The sequence below is a fragment of the Rhodococcus sp. 05-2255-1e genome (assembly GCF_002259025.1).
Classification (GTDB): Bacteria; Actinomycetota; Actinomycetes; order Mycobacteriales; family Mycobacteriaceae; genus Rhodococcoides; species Rhodococcoides fascians.
This window is the reverse complement of sequence record NZ_NOZE01000023.1, coordinates 16,210-31,439: the sequence shown is the minus strand read 5'-3', so window position 1 is coordinate 31,439 and position 15,230 is coordinate 16,210. Positions and strand designations below refer to the sequence as shown.

The 15,230-nt window shown below is 65.2% G+C and carries 12 protein-coding genes; 8 read left to right on the top strand and 4 right to left on the bottom strand.

The window, feature by feature from the left end:
* Positions 1–30: 30 nt before the first annotated feature.
* The 3 genes from CH262_RS14800 to CH262_RS14790 all read right to left on the bottom strand — a co-directional run bounded on the left by CH262_RS14800 (position 31) and on the right by CH262_RS14790 (position 4,519).
* Positions 31–2,352, bottom strand: a complete 2,322-nt coding sequence (locus CH262_RS14800; protein WP_094717875.1) for a HelD family protein — start codon at positions 2,350–2,352, stop codon at positions 31–33.
* Between the two features lie 146 nt (positions 2,353–2,498).
* Complete coding sequence (locus CH262_RS14795) at positions 2,499–3,689, bottom strand: DoxX family protein (protein WP_027497246.1); 1,191 nt, start codon at positions 3,687–3,689, stop codon at positions 2,499–2,501.
* Between the two features lie 140 nt (positions 3,690–3,829).
* Positions 3,830–4,519, bottom strand: coding sequence for an MBL fold metallo-hydrolase (locus CH262_RS14790; protein ID WP_032374317.1), 690 nt, complete (start codon positions 4,517–4,519; stop codon positions 3,830–3,832).
* 258 nt (positions 4,520–4,777) lie between these two features.
* On the opposite strand from CH262_RS14790, the gene uvrA reads away from it, so the two are divergent.
* Complete coding sequence (uvrA, locus tag CH262_RS14785) at positions 4,778–7,702, top strand: excinuclease ABC subunit UvrA (protein WP_032374518.1); 2,925 nt, start codon at positions 4,778–4,780, stop codon at positions 7,700–7,702.
* 81 nt (positions 7,703–7,783) lie between these two features.
* Here the strand turns inward: uvrA and CH262_RS14780 are convergent, their stop codons facing one another.
* Entirely contained in the window at positions 7,784–8,164 is a 381-nt protein-coding gene (locus tag CH262_RS14780; protein ID WP_027497243.1) for a DUF1844 domain-containing protein, read from the bottom strand.
* A 379-nt stretch (positions 8,165–8,543) separates the two neighbouring features.
* Here CH262_RS14780 and infC point away from each other — a divergent pair, with 379 nt between their 5' ends.
* The 7 genes from infC (at position 8,544) to CH262_RS14745 (ending at position 15,220) form a co-directional block, all read left to right on the top strand.
* Entirely contained in the window at positions 8,544–9,284 is a 741-nt protein-coding gene (gene infC / locus CH262_RS14775) for a translation initiation factor IF-3 (protein ID WP_045841242.1), read from the top strand.
* Positions 9,285–9,400: 116 nt separating this feature from the next.
* Positions 9,401–9,595, top strand: coding sequence for a 50S ribosomal protein L35 (gene rpmI, locus CH262_RS14770; RefSeq protein ID WP_008715923.1), 195 nt, complete (start codon positions 9,401–9,403; stop codon positions 9,593–9,595).
* Positions 9,596–9,681: 86 nt separating this feature from the next.
* Positions 9,682–10,071, top strand: a complete 390-nt coding sequence (rplT, locus tag CH262_RS14765) for a 50S ribosomal protein L20 (protein ID WP_008715924.1) — start codon at positions 9,682–9,684, stop codon at positions 10,069–10,071.
* 38 nt (positions 10,072–10,109) lie between these two features.
* Positions 10,110–10,916, top strand: a complete 807-nt coding sequence (locus CH262_RS14760; RefSeq protein WP_094717874.1) for a TrmH family RNA methyltransferase — start codon at positions 10,110–10,112, stop codon at positions 10,914–10,916.
* A 70-nt stretch (positions 10,917–10,986) separates the two neighbouring features.
* Positions 10,987–12,054: a phenylalanine--tRNA ligase subunit alpha gene (pheS, locus tag CH262_RS14755; protein ID WP_032374315.1), complete on the top strand. Its 1,068-nt coding sequence runs from the start codon at positions 10,987–10,989 to the stop codon at positions 12,052–12,054.
* A gap of 55 nt (positions 12,055–12,109) precedes the next feature.
* Positions 12,110–14,596: a phenylalanine--tRNA ligase subunit beta gene (pheT, locus tag CH262_RS14750; RefSeq protein WP_094717873.1), complete on the top strand. Its 2,487-nt coding sequence runs from the start codon at positions 12,110–12,112 to the stop codon at positions 14,594–14,596.
* 69 nt (positions 14,597–14,665) lie between these two features.
* On the top strand, positions 14,666–15,220 hold the full coding sequence (locus CH262_RS14745; protein ID WP_094621186.1) for a hypothetical protein: 555 nt from the start codon (positions 14,666–14,668) through the stop codon (positions 15,218–15,220).
* The last annotated feature ends 10 nt before the right edge of the window (positions 15,221–15,230 follow it).

Sequence of the window (15,230 nt, the reverse complement as noted above, 5' to 3'; positions counted from 1 at the left end):
GGGCCGATTGTTCTCGTCGGACTGTTCTCGTCAGACCTCGGCGTCGAAGGGCCGCAGGGCCCCGAGCTCCTGGGGCAGAGGATCCACATGGACGACTCCGAGTCGCTGGGTTGCTCGGGTCAGGGCCACGTAGAGGTCGTTCATACCCTTGACGGACTCCGCAACGATCGCGCTCGGCTCGACGATGAGCACCGAGTCGAACTCGAGCCCTTTCGCGTCCTTGACCGTCGACACGGTCACCACATCCGACGCCAGATGCTGCAGTTGGGAGACGAGTTCGGAGGGAACGAGCACTGCGCTCAGGCCGGGACGAGGGTGGTCGGCCACTCGCTTCTCGACCGTCGTCACCAGATCTGCTGCGGCTACGCGTTGAGCCCACGGCTCGACGCCGGTGCTGCGAATGGATCGCGGTTCGGACTGCTCCGGATCGATCGCCGCGAGCACGTCGTGCGCCACCGTCATGATCTCCGACGGCGTTCGGTAGTTGACCGTCAGTTCGGTGAGCTTCCAGCGTTGAGCCACATACGGTTCGAGCACCGATCCCCAGGACGAGGTTCCGGCCGGATCACCGGTCTGCGCGGTGTCACCCACCAGTGTCATCCACCGATTGGGGATGCGCCGCATCACCATTCGCCACGCCATCGCCGACAGCTCTTGTGCCTCGTCCACGATCACGTGCCCGTAGGTCCAGGTACGGTCGCCGGCGGCGCGTTCGGCGGTGGTGAGTCGCTGACCCGAATTCTGGCGTCGCGCAAGCTGATCGGCGTCGATCAGGTCGTACGCCATCAGAATCTCCGGGTCCAGTTCGTCCTCGAGGTCCTGTGGTGCAGACCCGGTCAGGATGTCCAGCGCGCCCTGGGCATCGGCGATCTGGCCACGCCATTGACGCTGGGCCTGCTCACGTTCGGCAGCATCGTCGACGCCGAGCAGCTCGGCGAGCTCGTCGAGCAGCGGGGCATCCGCGGACGAGAAGCCGTGGCCGCGGCGCAGCAGCGACTCGCGCTCCGACTCGCCGAGCGCAGGTGCGGCCGATGCGATCTTCTCCGGCGATGCGAACAGGTCTCGAAGAACCTGCTGGGGTGACAGATCCGGCCACAACTCGTCTATCGCAGCCATCACGTCGTGGTCCTCGCGCATCTCGTCCCGCATGTCCGCAATGTCGTCGGCGCTGAGCAAGCTCGAACCGTCCACCACGTTCTGGCCGAGTTTCGCGGCCAGCTGATTGGCCAACTGGTCGATGACCGAGGACACGAACAGTGGCCGAGCCAAGTTGTGTGGTCGCCGGGAGGATCGGGCGCGGCCGCGGGCACGCGTGACTATCTTTCGATCGAGGGTGATGTCGTAGGTGTCGAACTTCAGCCGGCGCGGCTGTGCGGGCACCTCCTGGCGATCACGCACTGCCTGCGTCAGTACGTCGACCATCGACAGTTTGCCCTTGACCTCGGTGGCCAGAGCCGAATCCTCGCGCTGCGCACGGACTCCGGGGTACAGATCGCCGATCGTCGACAGCAATACCCCGGTTTCGCCCAGCGACGGCAGCACCTGGCCGATGTAGTCGAGGAACGTGGCGTTGGGCCCGATGATGAGGACACCGCTCTTGCCGAGCTGTTGACGGTACGTGTACAGCAGATACGCTGCTCGGTGCAGTGCCACGGCCGTCTTGCCGGTGCCCGGTCCGCCCTGCACCACCAGCACACTGCGATGCTGTGAGCGGATGATCGCGTCCTGCTCGCTCTGGATCGTTTCGACGATGTCGTTCATCTGACCGGTTCGCGCCGCATCGAGCGCGGACAGCAGCGCACCCTCACTGGCGACGCCACCCGCGACAGCCGCATCGTTCGACGACTGCGCGGACTCGAGGTCCAGGAATTCGTCGGCGATGGCGGTCACCTTGCGTCCGCGGGTACGAATATGCCTGCGGCGCAACACGTTTTCGGGGGCTGCCGGTGTCGCCAGATAGAACGGACGGGCCATGGGGGCTCGCCAGTCCAGCAGTAGTGTCTCGTAATCGTTCTTGTCGTCGAGGATGCCGACACGGCCGATGTAACGCTCGGGGCGGTCGTCGACTTTCGGATCGAGGGTGTCCGGGTCGAGGTCGATGCGTCCGAAGCAGAGCCCGTTCTCGGCTGCGTCGTACTTGGCGATGTCCTCGGTGTACATCTGGTTGAAGGATTCGCGCTCGCTTCGGGCCTGCGGTGTTCCGCCGGTCTCGAGCAGCACGGCGCGAAGTCGGTTTGCTGCATACTCGCGCAGCGAATCGAGCTGCGTGTACAACCGCGCCAGGTGCGCCTGTTCGAGGTCTTCCTCGATGGGTGCACCGGGATCGTTAGATGTGTGGCCGTCGTCCGGCAAAGGTTCTCCTCGGGAGTTCGGCCGAGGCGACGATATCGCCTCGAAATCAGCCAGAGCAGTCTACGCCGCAGAACGGCCCTGCCGCAGAACCGCGAGTTCTGGGACAGGGCCGTGCGCGCGAACGACGCCGAGCGTCGTGGGTAGACCTACTTCGCGTACTGCTGGAGCTTCTTGTCCAAGTTCTTCTGCGCCTTGGCAACTCGCTTCTCGAGCTTGGCCCGAGCCTGCTCGGTTGCCTTCTCGAGTTCCTTGTTCTGCTTCTCGGCCCGCTTACGAGCGCGCTTGCCGAGCGTGTCTACCCGATCCGACGCGATGTCGGCCCACGTGGCACCGCGCTTCTGAGCCTCTTCGGCCAGAACGGATCCCTTCTCGGCAGCGAGATCGGCGAGCTTCGCTCCGCGCTTCTGTGCCACCTCGGCCAGTTCACTGCGACGGTCGGCAGCGACGTCGACCAACTTCGAGCCCCGCTTCTGAGCAAGCTCGGCCCAATCCGAGCTGCGGTGCGCGGCCTTGTCGGCGAGCTTCGAGCCACGCTTCTGCGCTTCTTCGGCCAGATCGCTTCCGCGGTCGGCAGCAAGCTCGGCCAGCTTCGAGCCCCGCTTCTGGGCTTCCTCGGCCAGCTCCGAACCCTTGTCGGCGGCGATGTGAGCCCACCGGTTCAGAGCGGGCTGCGCGACCTCTGCCAGCTCCGAGCCCTTCTCGCCGGCGATGTCGGCGAACTTGGCCAGCTTCGGCTGTGCGGCGTCGGCGAGCTTGGCCAGCTTCGGCTGTGCGGCGTCGGCCAGATCGGCACCGCGGCTCGCTGCGATCGAGGCAATTTCCTTGACGCGTTCCCCGGTGTCGTGAGTGGTGTGACCGGGCAGCGCCGAGACCACAGACTCCTGTGCGCGGCGTGCCGCCCGCTTGCTGCGCCACGCGACGGAGGGCTTGCCCTCGGTGTCGACGGCCGCGATCAGCAGTCCGCCGAGGAGGCTGAGGTTCTTGAAGAAGTGGATGCGTTGCGCAGCCTTGGTCTCCGGGTCGGTTTCGTTCCAGAACGCGTGTCCGGCCAGCGTCGTCGGAACGAGGCTTCCAGCCAGAGCGAGCGATGCGATACGCGGTGCCTTGCCGGTGGCCAACAGAATGCCGCCGGCGACCTGGATTCCGCCGTTGATCCGAACCAACGTCTCGGGATCGGTCGGCACGTTCGCGGTGACCTCGTTGGGCAGAGCATCCTTGCTCTGCTCGATCAACGGAGCGGCTGCCTTCGCCCTGCCGGCGGGATTACGAAGTGCATCGACGCCCCCGGAGATGAAAATCGTAGACATCAGCGGACGGGCGATACGGCGGACCAGCATTGACAGCCTCCTGCGTAGTTTCTCGTGTCATGGCGGTTGTACGTGCGGACTCGCACCGAAAGTAGATCGAAATCACCGGTGCGTGCACTTTTGTCACACTCTTCATACCCCGTGTTTCACGGTCTCAAGCACGTGCGGCGTCACCAGCCGCGTTCGCGCCATTCCGCCAGGTGCGGCCGCTCGTCACCGAGAGTGGTGTCCTTGCCGTGCCCGGGGTAGACGACGGTGTCGTCGGCGAAACGGTCGAACAATTTGGCGCTCACGTCGTCGAGCAGGTGGGTGAAGTCCTCGGGGCCGTTGGTTTTGCCGACGCCGCCGGGGAACAGGGAATCACCGGTGAAGAGGTGCGTCGTCTTGCCCTCGGCGTCGGTCAGCGCGAGCGCTATCGAGCCCGGAGTGTGACCGGTCAGATGCACCACATCGAACGTGAGCTCTCCCACCGACACCGTGTCGTGGTCGGCAAGAAAACGGTCCGGAGCTACCGGCAGCGGTTCTGCGTCCAGCTCGTGGGCCGCGGTGGGGGAGTCGGTGCCACCGGCGATATCGGCCAGCGCCTGCCAGTGGTCGGCATGCTGATGTGTGGTGACGATCAGAGACAGCGTCGGTGCGTTCTCGTCGAGAAGCAGTGAGATGCGGTCGGCCTCGTTGGCGGCGTCTATCAGCAGGGAATGGCCCGTTGCGGAACAGACGACCAGGTAGGTGTTGTTGTCCATGGGGCCGACAGACATCTTGGTGATCGTGGCTCCGGGGATCGTCCGCCGCTGCGGGGGTGAACCCTGTGCAACGACGCCGGTGTAATTGTCGTCGATGACCATGAGGTGCTCGTCCATTTCGAGGACGCTACCGTCGGCAGCAACGACGGGAGCGCCGGGGTCACGCTCGTGGAAAAGTGTGTCGGTACCTGGACCTACCATTGCTACGAGGTGAGGTTCGTCCCTCACCTCGACAGGTTTTCGACGTGGAGTCCTCGGCTACACGGCGTGTGATCGGTGCATCGGCACCACGCGTCATCATCGACTCGACGTCGGACAATGCTGCGCCGAGCAGCAACACGGCTCGACGTGCTCGTGAGAAAAGAAGGGAACACAGTGGCGGATCGCCTGATAGTGCGAGGTGCACGGGAGCACAACTTGAGGGGGGTCGATATCGACCTGCCCCGGGACGCGCTGATCGTGTTCACCGGTTTGTCCGGTTCGGGCAAGTCGTCTCTCGCCTTCGACACGATCTTCGCCGAAGGCCAGCGTCGCTACGTGGAGTCGCTGTCCGCATACGCACGGCAGTTCCTCGGGCAGATGGACAAGCCCGACGTCGACTTCATCGAAGGCCTGTCGCCCGCGGTCTCGATCGACCAGAAGTCGACCAACCGCAACCCACGCTCCACCGTGGGCACCATCACCGAGGTCTACGACTACCTACGGTTGCTCTACGCCAGGGCGGGCACTGCGCACTGCCCGGTGTGCGGCGAGCAGATCGCCAAGCAGACCCCACAGCAGATCGTCGATCAGGTTCTCGACATGGAGGAGGGCCTCAAATTCCAGGTCCTCGCGCCGGTGGTCCGAACCCGTAAGGGCGAGTTCGTCGACCTGTTCGACTCGCTCAACACCCAGGGCTACTCACGTGTGCGCGTCGACGGTGTCGTCCACCAGCTCAGCAGCCCGCCGGTCTTGAAGAAGCAGGAAAAACACGACATCGAGGTCGTTGTCGACCGACTCACCGTCAAGTCCAGCTCGAAGCAGCGGCTCACCGACTCGGTGGAGACCGCACTGCGGCTCGCGGACGGCATCGTGGTTCTCGACTTCGTCGACCGTGAGGAGAACGCCCCCGATCGGGAGCGTCGTTTCTCGGAGAAGCTCGCGTGCCCCAACGGCCACCCGCTGTCCATCGACGACCTCGAACCGCGATCGTTCTCGTTCAACTCGCCTTACGGTGCCTGCCCCGACTGTGTCGGGCTCGGCGTGCGCAAGGAGGTCGATCCCGAGCTGGTGGTGCCCGACGGTGATCTGAGTCTGGCCGACGGTGCCATCGCGCCCTGGTCGATGGGCCAGACGTCGGAGTACTTCGGTCGCTTGCTGTCCGGACTCGCCGACGCCATGGGCTTCGATCTGCACGCTCCGTGGAACAAGCTGCCGGCGAAGGTCAAGCGAGCTGTCCTGGAGGGCAGCGACCACCAGGTGCACGTGAAGTACAAGAACCGGTACGGCCGCACCCGGTCGTACTACGCCGAGTTCGAGGGCGTCATGCCCTTCCTGCACCGCCGCCTCGAGCAGACAGAATCCGAACAGATGAAGGAACGCTACGACGGCTACATGCGCGACGTTCCGTGTCCTACCTGCAACGGAGCCAGGCTGCGTCCGGAAATTCTGTCGGTCACCATCGCGGCAGGTGATTTCGGGCCGAAGTCGATCGCCGAGGTGTGTGAACTGTCCATCGCCGACACGGCCGACTTCCTCAACAGCCTCACCCTGGGGCGACGCGAGGAAGCGATCGCGGGCCAGGTCCTCAAGGAGGTTCAGGCTCGACTCGGCTTCCTGCTGGACGTGGGTCTCGAATACCTGTCGTTGGCGCGCACCGCGGGCTCGCTGTCCGGCGGCGAGGCCCAACGTATCCGGCTCGCCACGCAGATCGGCTCCGGCCTCGTCGGCGTGCTCTACGTACTGGACGAGCCGTCCATCGGACTGCATCAACGGGACAACCGCCGGCTCATCGACACGCTGACGCGACTGCGCGATCTCGGCAACACGTTGATCGTCGTCGAGCACGACGAGGACACCATCCGTACCTCCGACTGGGTCGTCGATATCGGACCGCTGGCCGGTGAGCACGGCGGACGCGTCGTGCACAGCGGTTCCTACGCGGACCTGCTGACCAACGACGAATCGCTCACGGGTGCGTATCTGTCGGGTCGCATGGAGATCCCGTTGCCGGACACCCGCCGGGTGGTCGACAAGAAGCGACAGGTCACCGTCGTGGGTGCCCGTGAACACAACCTCCAGGGAATCGACGTCAGCTTCCCCCTCGGTGTTCTGACGTCGGTCACCGGTGTCTCCGGCTCGGGCAAGTCGACTCTGGTCAACGACATCCTTGCGACCGTGATGGCCAACAAGCTCAACGGTGCCCGGCAGGTTCCCGGTCGGCACACCCGGATCAACGGTCTCGACCAACTGGACAAGCTGGTTCGCGTCGACCAGTCACCGATCGGCCGCACGCCCCGGTCCAACGCCGCGACGTACACCGGGGTGTTCGACAAGATCCGTACGTTGTTCGCGGCCACCACCGAGGCCAAGGTTCGTGGGTATCAGCCCGGGCGATTCTCGTTCAACGTCAAGGGCGGTCGGTGCGAGGCATGCTCGGGAGACGGCACGTTGAAGATCGAGATGAACTTCCTGCCCGACGTCTACGTCCCGTGCGAGGTGTGCGAAGGCGCTCGCTACAACCGCGAGACGCTCGAAGTGCACTACAAGGGCAAGACCATCGCCGAGGTCCTGGACATGCCGATCGAGGAGGCTGCCGACTTCTTCGAGGCCATCACGTCTATTCACCGGTACCTCAAGACACTCGTCGAGGTCGGCCTCGGTTACGTCCGCCTGGGTCAACCGGCGACGACACTGTCCGGCGGCGAAGCTCAGCGTGTGAAACTCGCAGCCGAGTTGCAGAAGCGATCGACCGGCCGCACCGTCTACATTCTCGACGAGCCGACCACGGGCCTGCATTTCGAGGACATCCGGAAGTTGCTCGGCGTGGTGAACGGACTCGTCGACAAGGGGAACACCGTGATTGTCATCGAGCACAATCTGGATGTCATCAAGGTCTCCGACTGGGTCATCGACATGGGGCCCGAAGGTGGTTCGGGCGGCGGAACGGTTGTGGCGCAGGGTAATCCGGAAGCCGTAGCAGCGGTGCCCGAAAGCTACACCGGAAAATTCCTGCAGGAGGCGCTCTCCCGCGAGGTAGTGGCGTCCACGCCGAAGGCGGCCCCGAAGAAGCGTCGGGCTCGTAAGGTCGCTGCGGTCTGACGCGAACACGTCGACGACGAAGCCGCATCCGGATTGCCGGATGCGGCTTCGTCGTCTGTGGGTGGGGTGGGGTGCGCTCGTTCAGTGCACCGGACCGGTGTACTTCTCACCGGGGCCGAGTCCTGGCTCGTCCGGGTGTGCTGAGGCTTCCCGGAACGCGCGTTGCAGTGCCTGGAGGCCGTCGCGAATCGGTCCAGCGTGGGGACCGAGGTACTCGACCGACGCGGTGACCAAGCCGGCGAGTGCGGTGATGACGCGTCGGGCCTCGTCGAGATCGAGGTAGGGGCTCTCCGCGGGATCGGGCTCGGACAGACCCAGCTTCTCGGCCGCGGAACTCATCAGCATCACCGCTGCACGGCTGATGACCTCGACCGCGGGAACCTCGGCGAGTTCCCGGACTTCTTGCTCGATACCGGTGGGGTCGGTGCCTGCGGGATCGGCGGGCGTGGATGAACTGGTCATACCTACGAGAATCCCACGCCGCGGGTGCCGTCGGTCGGATCGGGTGTCGACTCGGCTTCATCGACCGGTGCGATTGTCGGTTTCGGCATTCTGCTGGTAGTCTGACTCGACGACCGTCTTCGGCGTGCGCTCCTCGATGGAGTTCACCGCATGGAGGCAGCAAGTGGAGCCCGACTCCCACCGGTATGTGATCCGAATGGATCGCTTCCGGTCCGGTCGCACGAAGGTATCCCAATCGGGATTCCACAGTGCTTCCTCCTCGTGAGGAGACTGTACGACGCGCTATGTCGTACGGATCGACCGGTCGACATCGGGCCCTGCTGTCGGTACTGACCGGCTGCAGGGTTTTTTCGTTTTCGGTGTTGGTTCGCCGAGCGTGATGTCGAGGTTCGAGGGCGACGGGCTGTGTAAGTGGCAGGCGGTCGGGTTACACACCACACCGCACTACCTAGGAGGCCCCATCAGCACTGAGACCCGCATCAACGATCGCATCCGAGTTCCCGAGGTCCGTCTTGTCGGACCAGGCGGTGAACAGGTGGGGATCGTGCGTGTTGAAGATGCACTCCGCTTGGCTCTCGAAGCCGACCTCGATCTTGTCGAAGTAGCTCCCGACGCACGTCCGCCGGTCTGCAAGATCATGGACTACGGGAAGTTCAAGTACGAGGCTGCGCAGAAGGCGCGCGAATCGCGCAAGAACCAGACGCTCACCGTCATCAAGGAGCAGAAGCTCCGCCCCAAGATCGACGCGCACGACTACGAGACCAAGAAGCGCAACGTGGTTCGCTTCCTCGAAGCCGGCTCGAAGGTCAAGGTCACCATCATGTTCCGTGGTCGCGAGCAGTCGCGCCCCGAGCTGGGTTTCCGTTTGTTGCAGCGCCTGGGAGCCGACGTCGCGGAACTCGGTTTCGTGGAAACGTCGGCCAAGCAGGACGGCCGCAACATGACCATGGTCCTGGCTCCGCACAAGGGTGCCAAGACCCGCGTGAAGGCTCAGGAAAGCGCTGCCGCGCCGCCTGCGCAACGCGCACCGGCACCCGCGCCGGAACAGCCCGCCGCAGCAGCTCCGGCTGCCGAGGCACCGGCCGCAGCAGCTCCGGCTACTCCGGCTCAGACCAACTGAGCTTCGCGCTCTACCAGTAAGACAGTCCCGCACCCGCCTCGGTGCGCAGTCCGTTCCGAGGCGCTGCGTGGCTGTGCCATGCACCACCGAAGAGCTAATACAGAACAGAGGATTTCATGCCCAAGCAGAAGACGCACAGTGGTGCCAAGAAGCGATTCAAGGTGTCCGGCAGCGGCAAGATCCTGCGCCAGAAGGCCGGCCGTCGCCACCTGCTCGAGCACAAGCCCACCAAGGTGACTCGTCGCCTCGATGGTGTCGCCGTTGTCAAGAAGGCCGACGTGCCTCGGATCAAGCGCCTGCTCGGCATCTGATCCGGCTCGCCGCCGACTGATTTCGGTCGGCTTCATCCCATTACCGTTCGGGGTTTCACACGCCCCCAGATCGACAGGATTCACCAGTGGCACGCGTAAAAAGGGCCGTCAACGCCCAGAAGAAGCGCCGTTCGATTCTCGAAGCGTCCAAGGGCTACCGCGGACAGCGCTCACGTCTGTACACCAAGGCCAAGGAGCAGCAGCTCCACTCGCTCACCTACGCGTACCGGGACCGCCGCGCGCGCAAGGGTGACTTCCGCAAGCTGTGGATCACGCGTATCAACGCTGCAGCGCGGGCCAACGACATCACCTACAACCGCTTCGTCCAGGGCCTGAAGGCCGCGGGCGTCGAGGTGGACCGCAAGATCCTCGCCGAGCTCGCTGTGTCCGATGCCGAGGCATTCGCCGGCTTGGTCGCCATCGCCAAGGCTGCATTGCCTGCCGATGTCAACGCTCCTGCTGGAGAAGCAGCCTGAGCGAGTCGCCGCACGACGATTCAACTCCGAAACGACCCGTGGATTCGCTGACCGAGCGAACTCCGCGGGTCGTTTCGGCCGTCAAGCTCTCTCGCGCTGCAGAGCGCAAGAAGACGGGACTGTTCCTTGCCGAGGGCTTCAACGCTGTGTCCGAGGCTGCTCGGTTCGGTTCGGTCCGCGAGCTGTTCTTCACCGCGGATGCCCTCGACCGACACGAGAGCCTCATCGCCTCCATCGAGGCCGGTGGCGCACGGGTGTTTCCGATCACCGATCGTGCCGCGAAGGCATTGTCGGACACCGTCACCCCGCAGGGTCTGATCGCAGTCACCGAGTTGGTCGACGTCCCGATCGACCGTGCGTTGGCAGGAACACCGCGGCTGGTGGCCGTTCCGGTGCAAATGGCCGAGCCGGGTAATGCCGGCACGATCATTCGTGTTGCCGATGCCGCCGGGGCCGATTCGGTGGTCCTGCTCGGCGACTCCGTCGACCCGCACAACGGCAAATGCGTGCGGGCCTCGGCCGGCAGCGTCTTCCATCTTCCCATTGCGCGGGAGCGCTCGATCGAAGACGGTATCGACGCACTGCGCCGTGCCGGCCTGACGGTCGTGGCGACTGCCGCCGACGGCGAAGTCGACTTGGACGACGCAGACGAGCTGCTCGAGCAGCCGACTGCGTGGTTGTTCGGCAACGAAGCCCACGGTTTGTCCCTCCCCGTTGCCCAAGCTGCCGATCACCGGATCAGAATTCCCATCCACGGTCGGGCGGAGAGTCTGAACCTGGCGACCGCCGCGGCGCTGTGCCTTTACGCGAGCGCCCGTGTTCGACGACGGTCGGCGAACCCGTGAATACGGTCGCCTAGGATCGTTACCACTCTGCTTCGTGCAGACCGACCATTATTCGAGGAGTGCATCTGTCGTGGCGAAGAAAGAGTCCGGGCCCGAGCCGGTAGATCCGAGCGTTCTCGAAGAGTCCGCACTCGACGCTGCGGTGGACTCGGCCGAGCAGGCGTTCGCCGACGCGTCGGACCTCGATGCGCTCACGAAGGTCAAAATCGATCACGTGGGTGGAAAGGCACCACTGGCGTTGGCTCAGCGCGCCCTCGGAGCTCTACCCGGTGACCAGAAGGCGGACGCGGGCAAGCGCGTCAAGGTGGCACGAGACCGGGTGCAGAAGTCCTTCGACGAGCGCCGCGCAGTGCTGTCGGCGGAGCGCGATGCAGCGATTCTCGTGGCCGAGACGATCGACGTGACGCTGCCGACCGACCGGACGCCCGTCGGAGCGCGCCATCCCATCACGATCATCTCGGAGCAGGTCGCCGATGTCTTCGTCGGTATGGGCTGGGAGGTCGAAGAAGGCCCCGAGGTGGAAACCGAGCACTTCAACTTCGACGCGTTGAACTTCCTGCCCGATCACCCGGCTCGCACGATGCAGGACACGTTCCACATCGCACCGGAGGGCTCGCGGCAGGTACTGCGTACACACACGTCGCCGGTGCAGGTGCGGTCGATGCTCTCCCGCGACGTACCGATCTACGTCGTCTGCCCTGGTCGAACGTTCCGTACCGACGAGCTCGATACGACGCACACTCCGGTCTTCCATCAGGTCGAGGGGCTCGCGATCGACAAGGGCCTGACGATGGCGCATCTGCGCGGAACGTTGGACGCGTTCGCGCAGGCTCTGTTCGGCAGCGATACGCGCACTCGGATGCGGCCCAACTACTTTCCGTTCACCGAGCCCTCCGCCGAGGTCGATGTGTGGTTCCCGAAGAAGAAGGGTGGAGCCGGTTGGGTCGAATGGGGTGGCTGCGGAATGGTCAACCCGAAGGTGTTGCAGGCCAGCGGCATCGACCCGGAGGTGTACACCGGTTTCGCGTTCGGCATGGGTCTCGAGCGAACTCTGCAGTTCCGCAACGACATCCCGGACATGCGGGACATCGTCGAGGGGGATATCAGGTTCACTCTGCCCTTCGGTGTTCAGGCCTGACGCGGCCACTCTCCAGCCCCACTTCATCTCGGATACAAGAAAGAGCTGAGCACACGTGCGAGTCCCACATTCCTGGTTGACCGAGGTCCTGCACGCGGGTACTCCCGACTGGTCCGTCTCGCCCGACGAGCTCGACGCGGGTTTCGTACGCGTCGGTTTCGAGGTCGAGGAGCTGGTCTCGTTGGACAACGTGACGGGGCCCCTCGTGGTGGGTCGGGTCGAGTCGATCGAGGAACTGACCGAATTCAAGAAGCCCATTCGGTTCTGCCTCGTGAACGTGGGGGCCGACGAGCCGCAGGAGATCGTCTGCGGTGCACGCAATTTCGCCGAGGGGGACCTCATCGTCGCGGCGCTGCCCGGCAGCGTTCTGCCGGGCGGGTTCGCCATCGCGTCGCGCAAGACGTACGGCCGCAACTCCAACGGGATGATCTGCTCGACGCTCGAGCTCGGTCTCGGCCGGGACCACTCCGGCATCCTGGTGCTACCGGAAGGGACTGCGCAGCCCGGCGACGATGCCAAAGTCGTTCTGGGCCTCGATGATTCGGTGATCGAGCTGAACGTGACACCGGATCGCGGGTACGCCTTCTCGGTACGCGGCCTGGCTCGTGAGTTGGCGTGCAGCTTCGATCTTCCGTATGTGGATCCGGCGCGCACGATGCCCACCGAGGTCACCGGTGACGCCTGGCCCGTGACGGTCGAGCCTGAGTCCGGTACTTCTCGGTTCGCTCTGCGCAAGGTCGTGGGTATCGATCCCGCTGCCGTCACTCCCTGGTGGATGCAGCGGAGACTGCTGCTGGCCGGGGTGCGACCGATCTCGGCGGCCGTGGACGTGACCAACTACGTGCTCCACGAACTCGGACAGCCGTTGCATGCTTTCGACGCAAGCAAGCTCGACGGTCATCTCGTCGTGCGGCGCGCGAATGCGGGGGAGACGCTCACGACGCTCGACGGCGTCGAGCGGTCGCTCGATGCCGAAGACGTGGTCATCGCCGACGGAACGGGAGCCATCTCGTTGGCCGGCGTCATGGGCGGGGCGTCCACCGAGGTCGACGACTCGACCAGCGATGTCGTTCTCGAAGCAGCATCGTTCGATCCGCTCGCGGTGTTCCGAACCGGCCGTCGCCACAAGCTGTCGAGCGAGGCGAGCAAACGTTTCGAGCGGACTGTGGATTCGGCGCTCCCGGTTGCGGCGCTCGATCGGGCCGCACAGTTGCTCGTCGAGATCGCCGGTGGACGTATCGAACCGGTGCTGACCGACATCGGCGAGGCTGCCCGTTTCCCATCGGTGACGATGGACTTCGACCTGCCCGATCGGATCGCGGGTGTGCAGTACCCCGACGGGACCGCTGCTCGACGGCTCGCTCAGATCGGATGCACCGTCGAGGTGGATGTCGACGGTGGCGGCCACGGACAACTGGTCGTCGATCCTCCCTCGTGGCGACCCGACTTGGTGCAGCGCGCCGATCTGGTCGAAGAGGTGCTGCGGCTCGAAGGGCTCGAGAAGATCCCGTCGATTCTGCCGTCCGCTCCCGGTGGGCGCGGCCTCACCGCCGAGCAGAAGCGTCGGCGGGCAGTCGGCAAGGCTCTTGCGTTCGCCGGCTATGTCGAAGTTCTTCCGCCGGTGTTCCTGCCCAAGGGAATCTTCGACACGTGGGGCCTCGACGCGGACGACCCGCGCCGGGCGACGACGTCGGTGTTGAACCCGCTCGAGGCCGACCGCCCCGAGCTTGCGACGACTGTGCTTCCCGGTCTGCTCGAAATGCTGAGCAGGAACATCGCGCGCGGTCAGCGGGACGTGTCGTTGTTCGGAATCGCCCAGGTCGTTCTCCGGCACGACGCGACCGCTGCAGTGGACGCGTTGCCGGTCGATCGGCGACCGACCGACGATCAGATCGCGATGCTCCGTGGGTCCCTCCCCGCACAGCCGGTACACGTGGGCGTGGTGCTCGCCGGTCAGCGTGAGCCGTCCGGGCCCTGGGGACCGGGCCGAGCAGCCGAGGCCGCAGACGCGTTCGCCGCTGTGCGCACGGTTGCCGCGGCGTCCGGCGTGCACGTCGATCTTCGTGCAGCACACCACCTTCCCTGGCATCCGGGCCGGTGCGCCGAGGTTCTTCTCGACGGTGAGGTCGTCGGGCACGCAGGCGAACTGCATCCGGCCGTGCTCGAGCGAGCCGGTTTGCCGCCGCGTACGTGTGCGGTGGAGCTGAGTTTGAGCGCTCTGCCCGTCGTCGAATCGCTTCCGGCCCCCGAGGTATCCCCATACCCGGCCGTGTTGCAGGACGTCGCTGTCGTGGTCGACGCGTCCGTGCCCGCTGCGTCCGTCGAGGCTGCGCTGACGATCGGCGGTGGAGAACTGCTCGAGTCCATCCGACTGTTCGACGTCTACGAGGGTGAGCAGGTCGGCGAGGGGCGTAAGTCGTTGGCGTTCGCCCTCCGGTTCCGCGGTTCGGACGGAACCCTGACCGAGGATCAGGCGACCGCGGCTCGCGACGCAGCCGTGGCGGCGGCATCCACAGCGGTCGGTGCCCAGCTGCGCAGCTGAACCGTCGACGGCGCGGCTGGTGTTGTGCGTAGCGTGGTGTCATGACGGGCACGACGACGGGAGCAGCCGATGAGTGAATCCGACACGCAAGCCACGGCCTCGGATCTGCAGGTGTTGAACGAGGTTCTCGCGGCGGTGGCCGGCCGACCTCGGTTGGCTCCGGTGGCAGCGGCGGCATCCGCTCTGGCGGCCGAGTTGGGGACGGCGGAACCCGAGCCCGCCGGTCCGGATCGCGGCGTCCCGCCGGGAACCGTTCCCGATGTGGATGTTCCGCAGGTGACGAAACCTCGTATCGACCAGCCGCTCGGCGATCCACCACCGGGAGCTCCGTTGGGCGGAACGGTGCCGGGCGTCATCGATGCGGAATTGGTCGACGACCTTCCCGTCGGCGGGGGTGGGGGTTATGTCGGCGGTGCGACTACGGGCGAGTTCACCGACTCCGGGGTGCCGACCTGGGATGGGGTGCGAGAGAAGGTGGAGCATCGCTCGGGTACGGCTGTCGGGGCGGAGGAGCTGGACCGGGAATCGAGAGCCGGTCAGGACCTGGACAAACAGTGGAACGATCGGCAGGAAGCCGGCCGAAAGAAGCTCGACGAAATTCGTAGATCGATGGGTAGCAGCTAGCGTTTCTGGC

Excerpts from the sequence above, each read along its gene's own strand:
- CH262_RS14790 (WP_032374317.1), bottom strand. The coding sequence starts at position 4,519 with ATGGACGAGCACCTCATGGTCATCGACGACAATTACACCGGCGTCGTT.
- CH262_RS14745 (WP_094621186.1), top strand. The coding sequence starts at position 14,666 with ATGAGTGAATCCGACACGCAAGCCACGGCCTCGGATCTGCAGGTGTTG.
- CH262_RS14795 (WP_027497246.1), bottom strand. The coding sequence starts at position 3,689 with ATGCTGGTCCGCCGTATCGCCCGTCCGCTGATGTCTACGATTTTCATC.
- CH262_RS14780 (WP_027497243.1), bottom strand. The coding sequence starts at position 8,164 with ATGACCAGTTCATCCACGCCCGCCGATCCCGCAGGCACCGACCCCACC.
- rpmI (WP_008715923.1), top strand. The coding sequence starts at position 9,401 with ATGCCCAAGCAGAAGACGCACAGTGGTGCCAAGAAGCGATTCAAGGTG.
- infC (WP_045841242.1), top strand. The coding sequence starts at position 8,544 with ATGTCGAGGTTCGAGGGCGACGGGCTGTGTAAGTGGCAGGCGGTCGGG.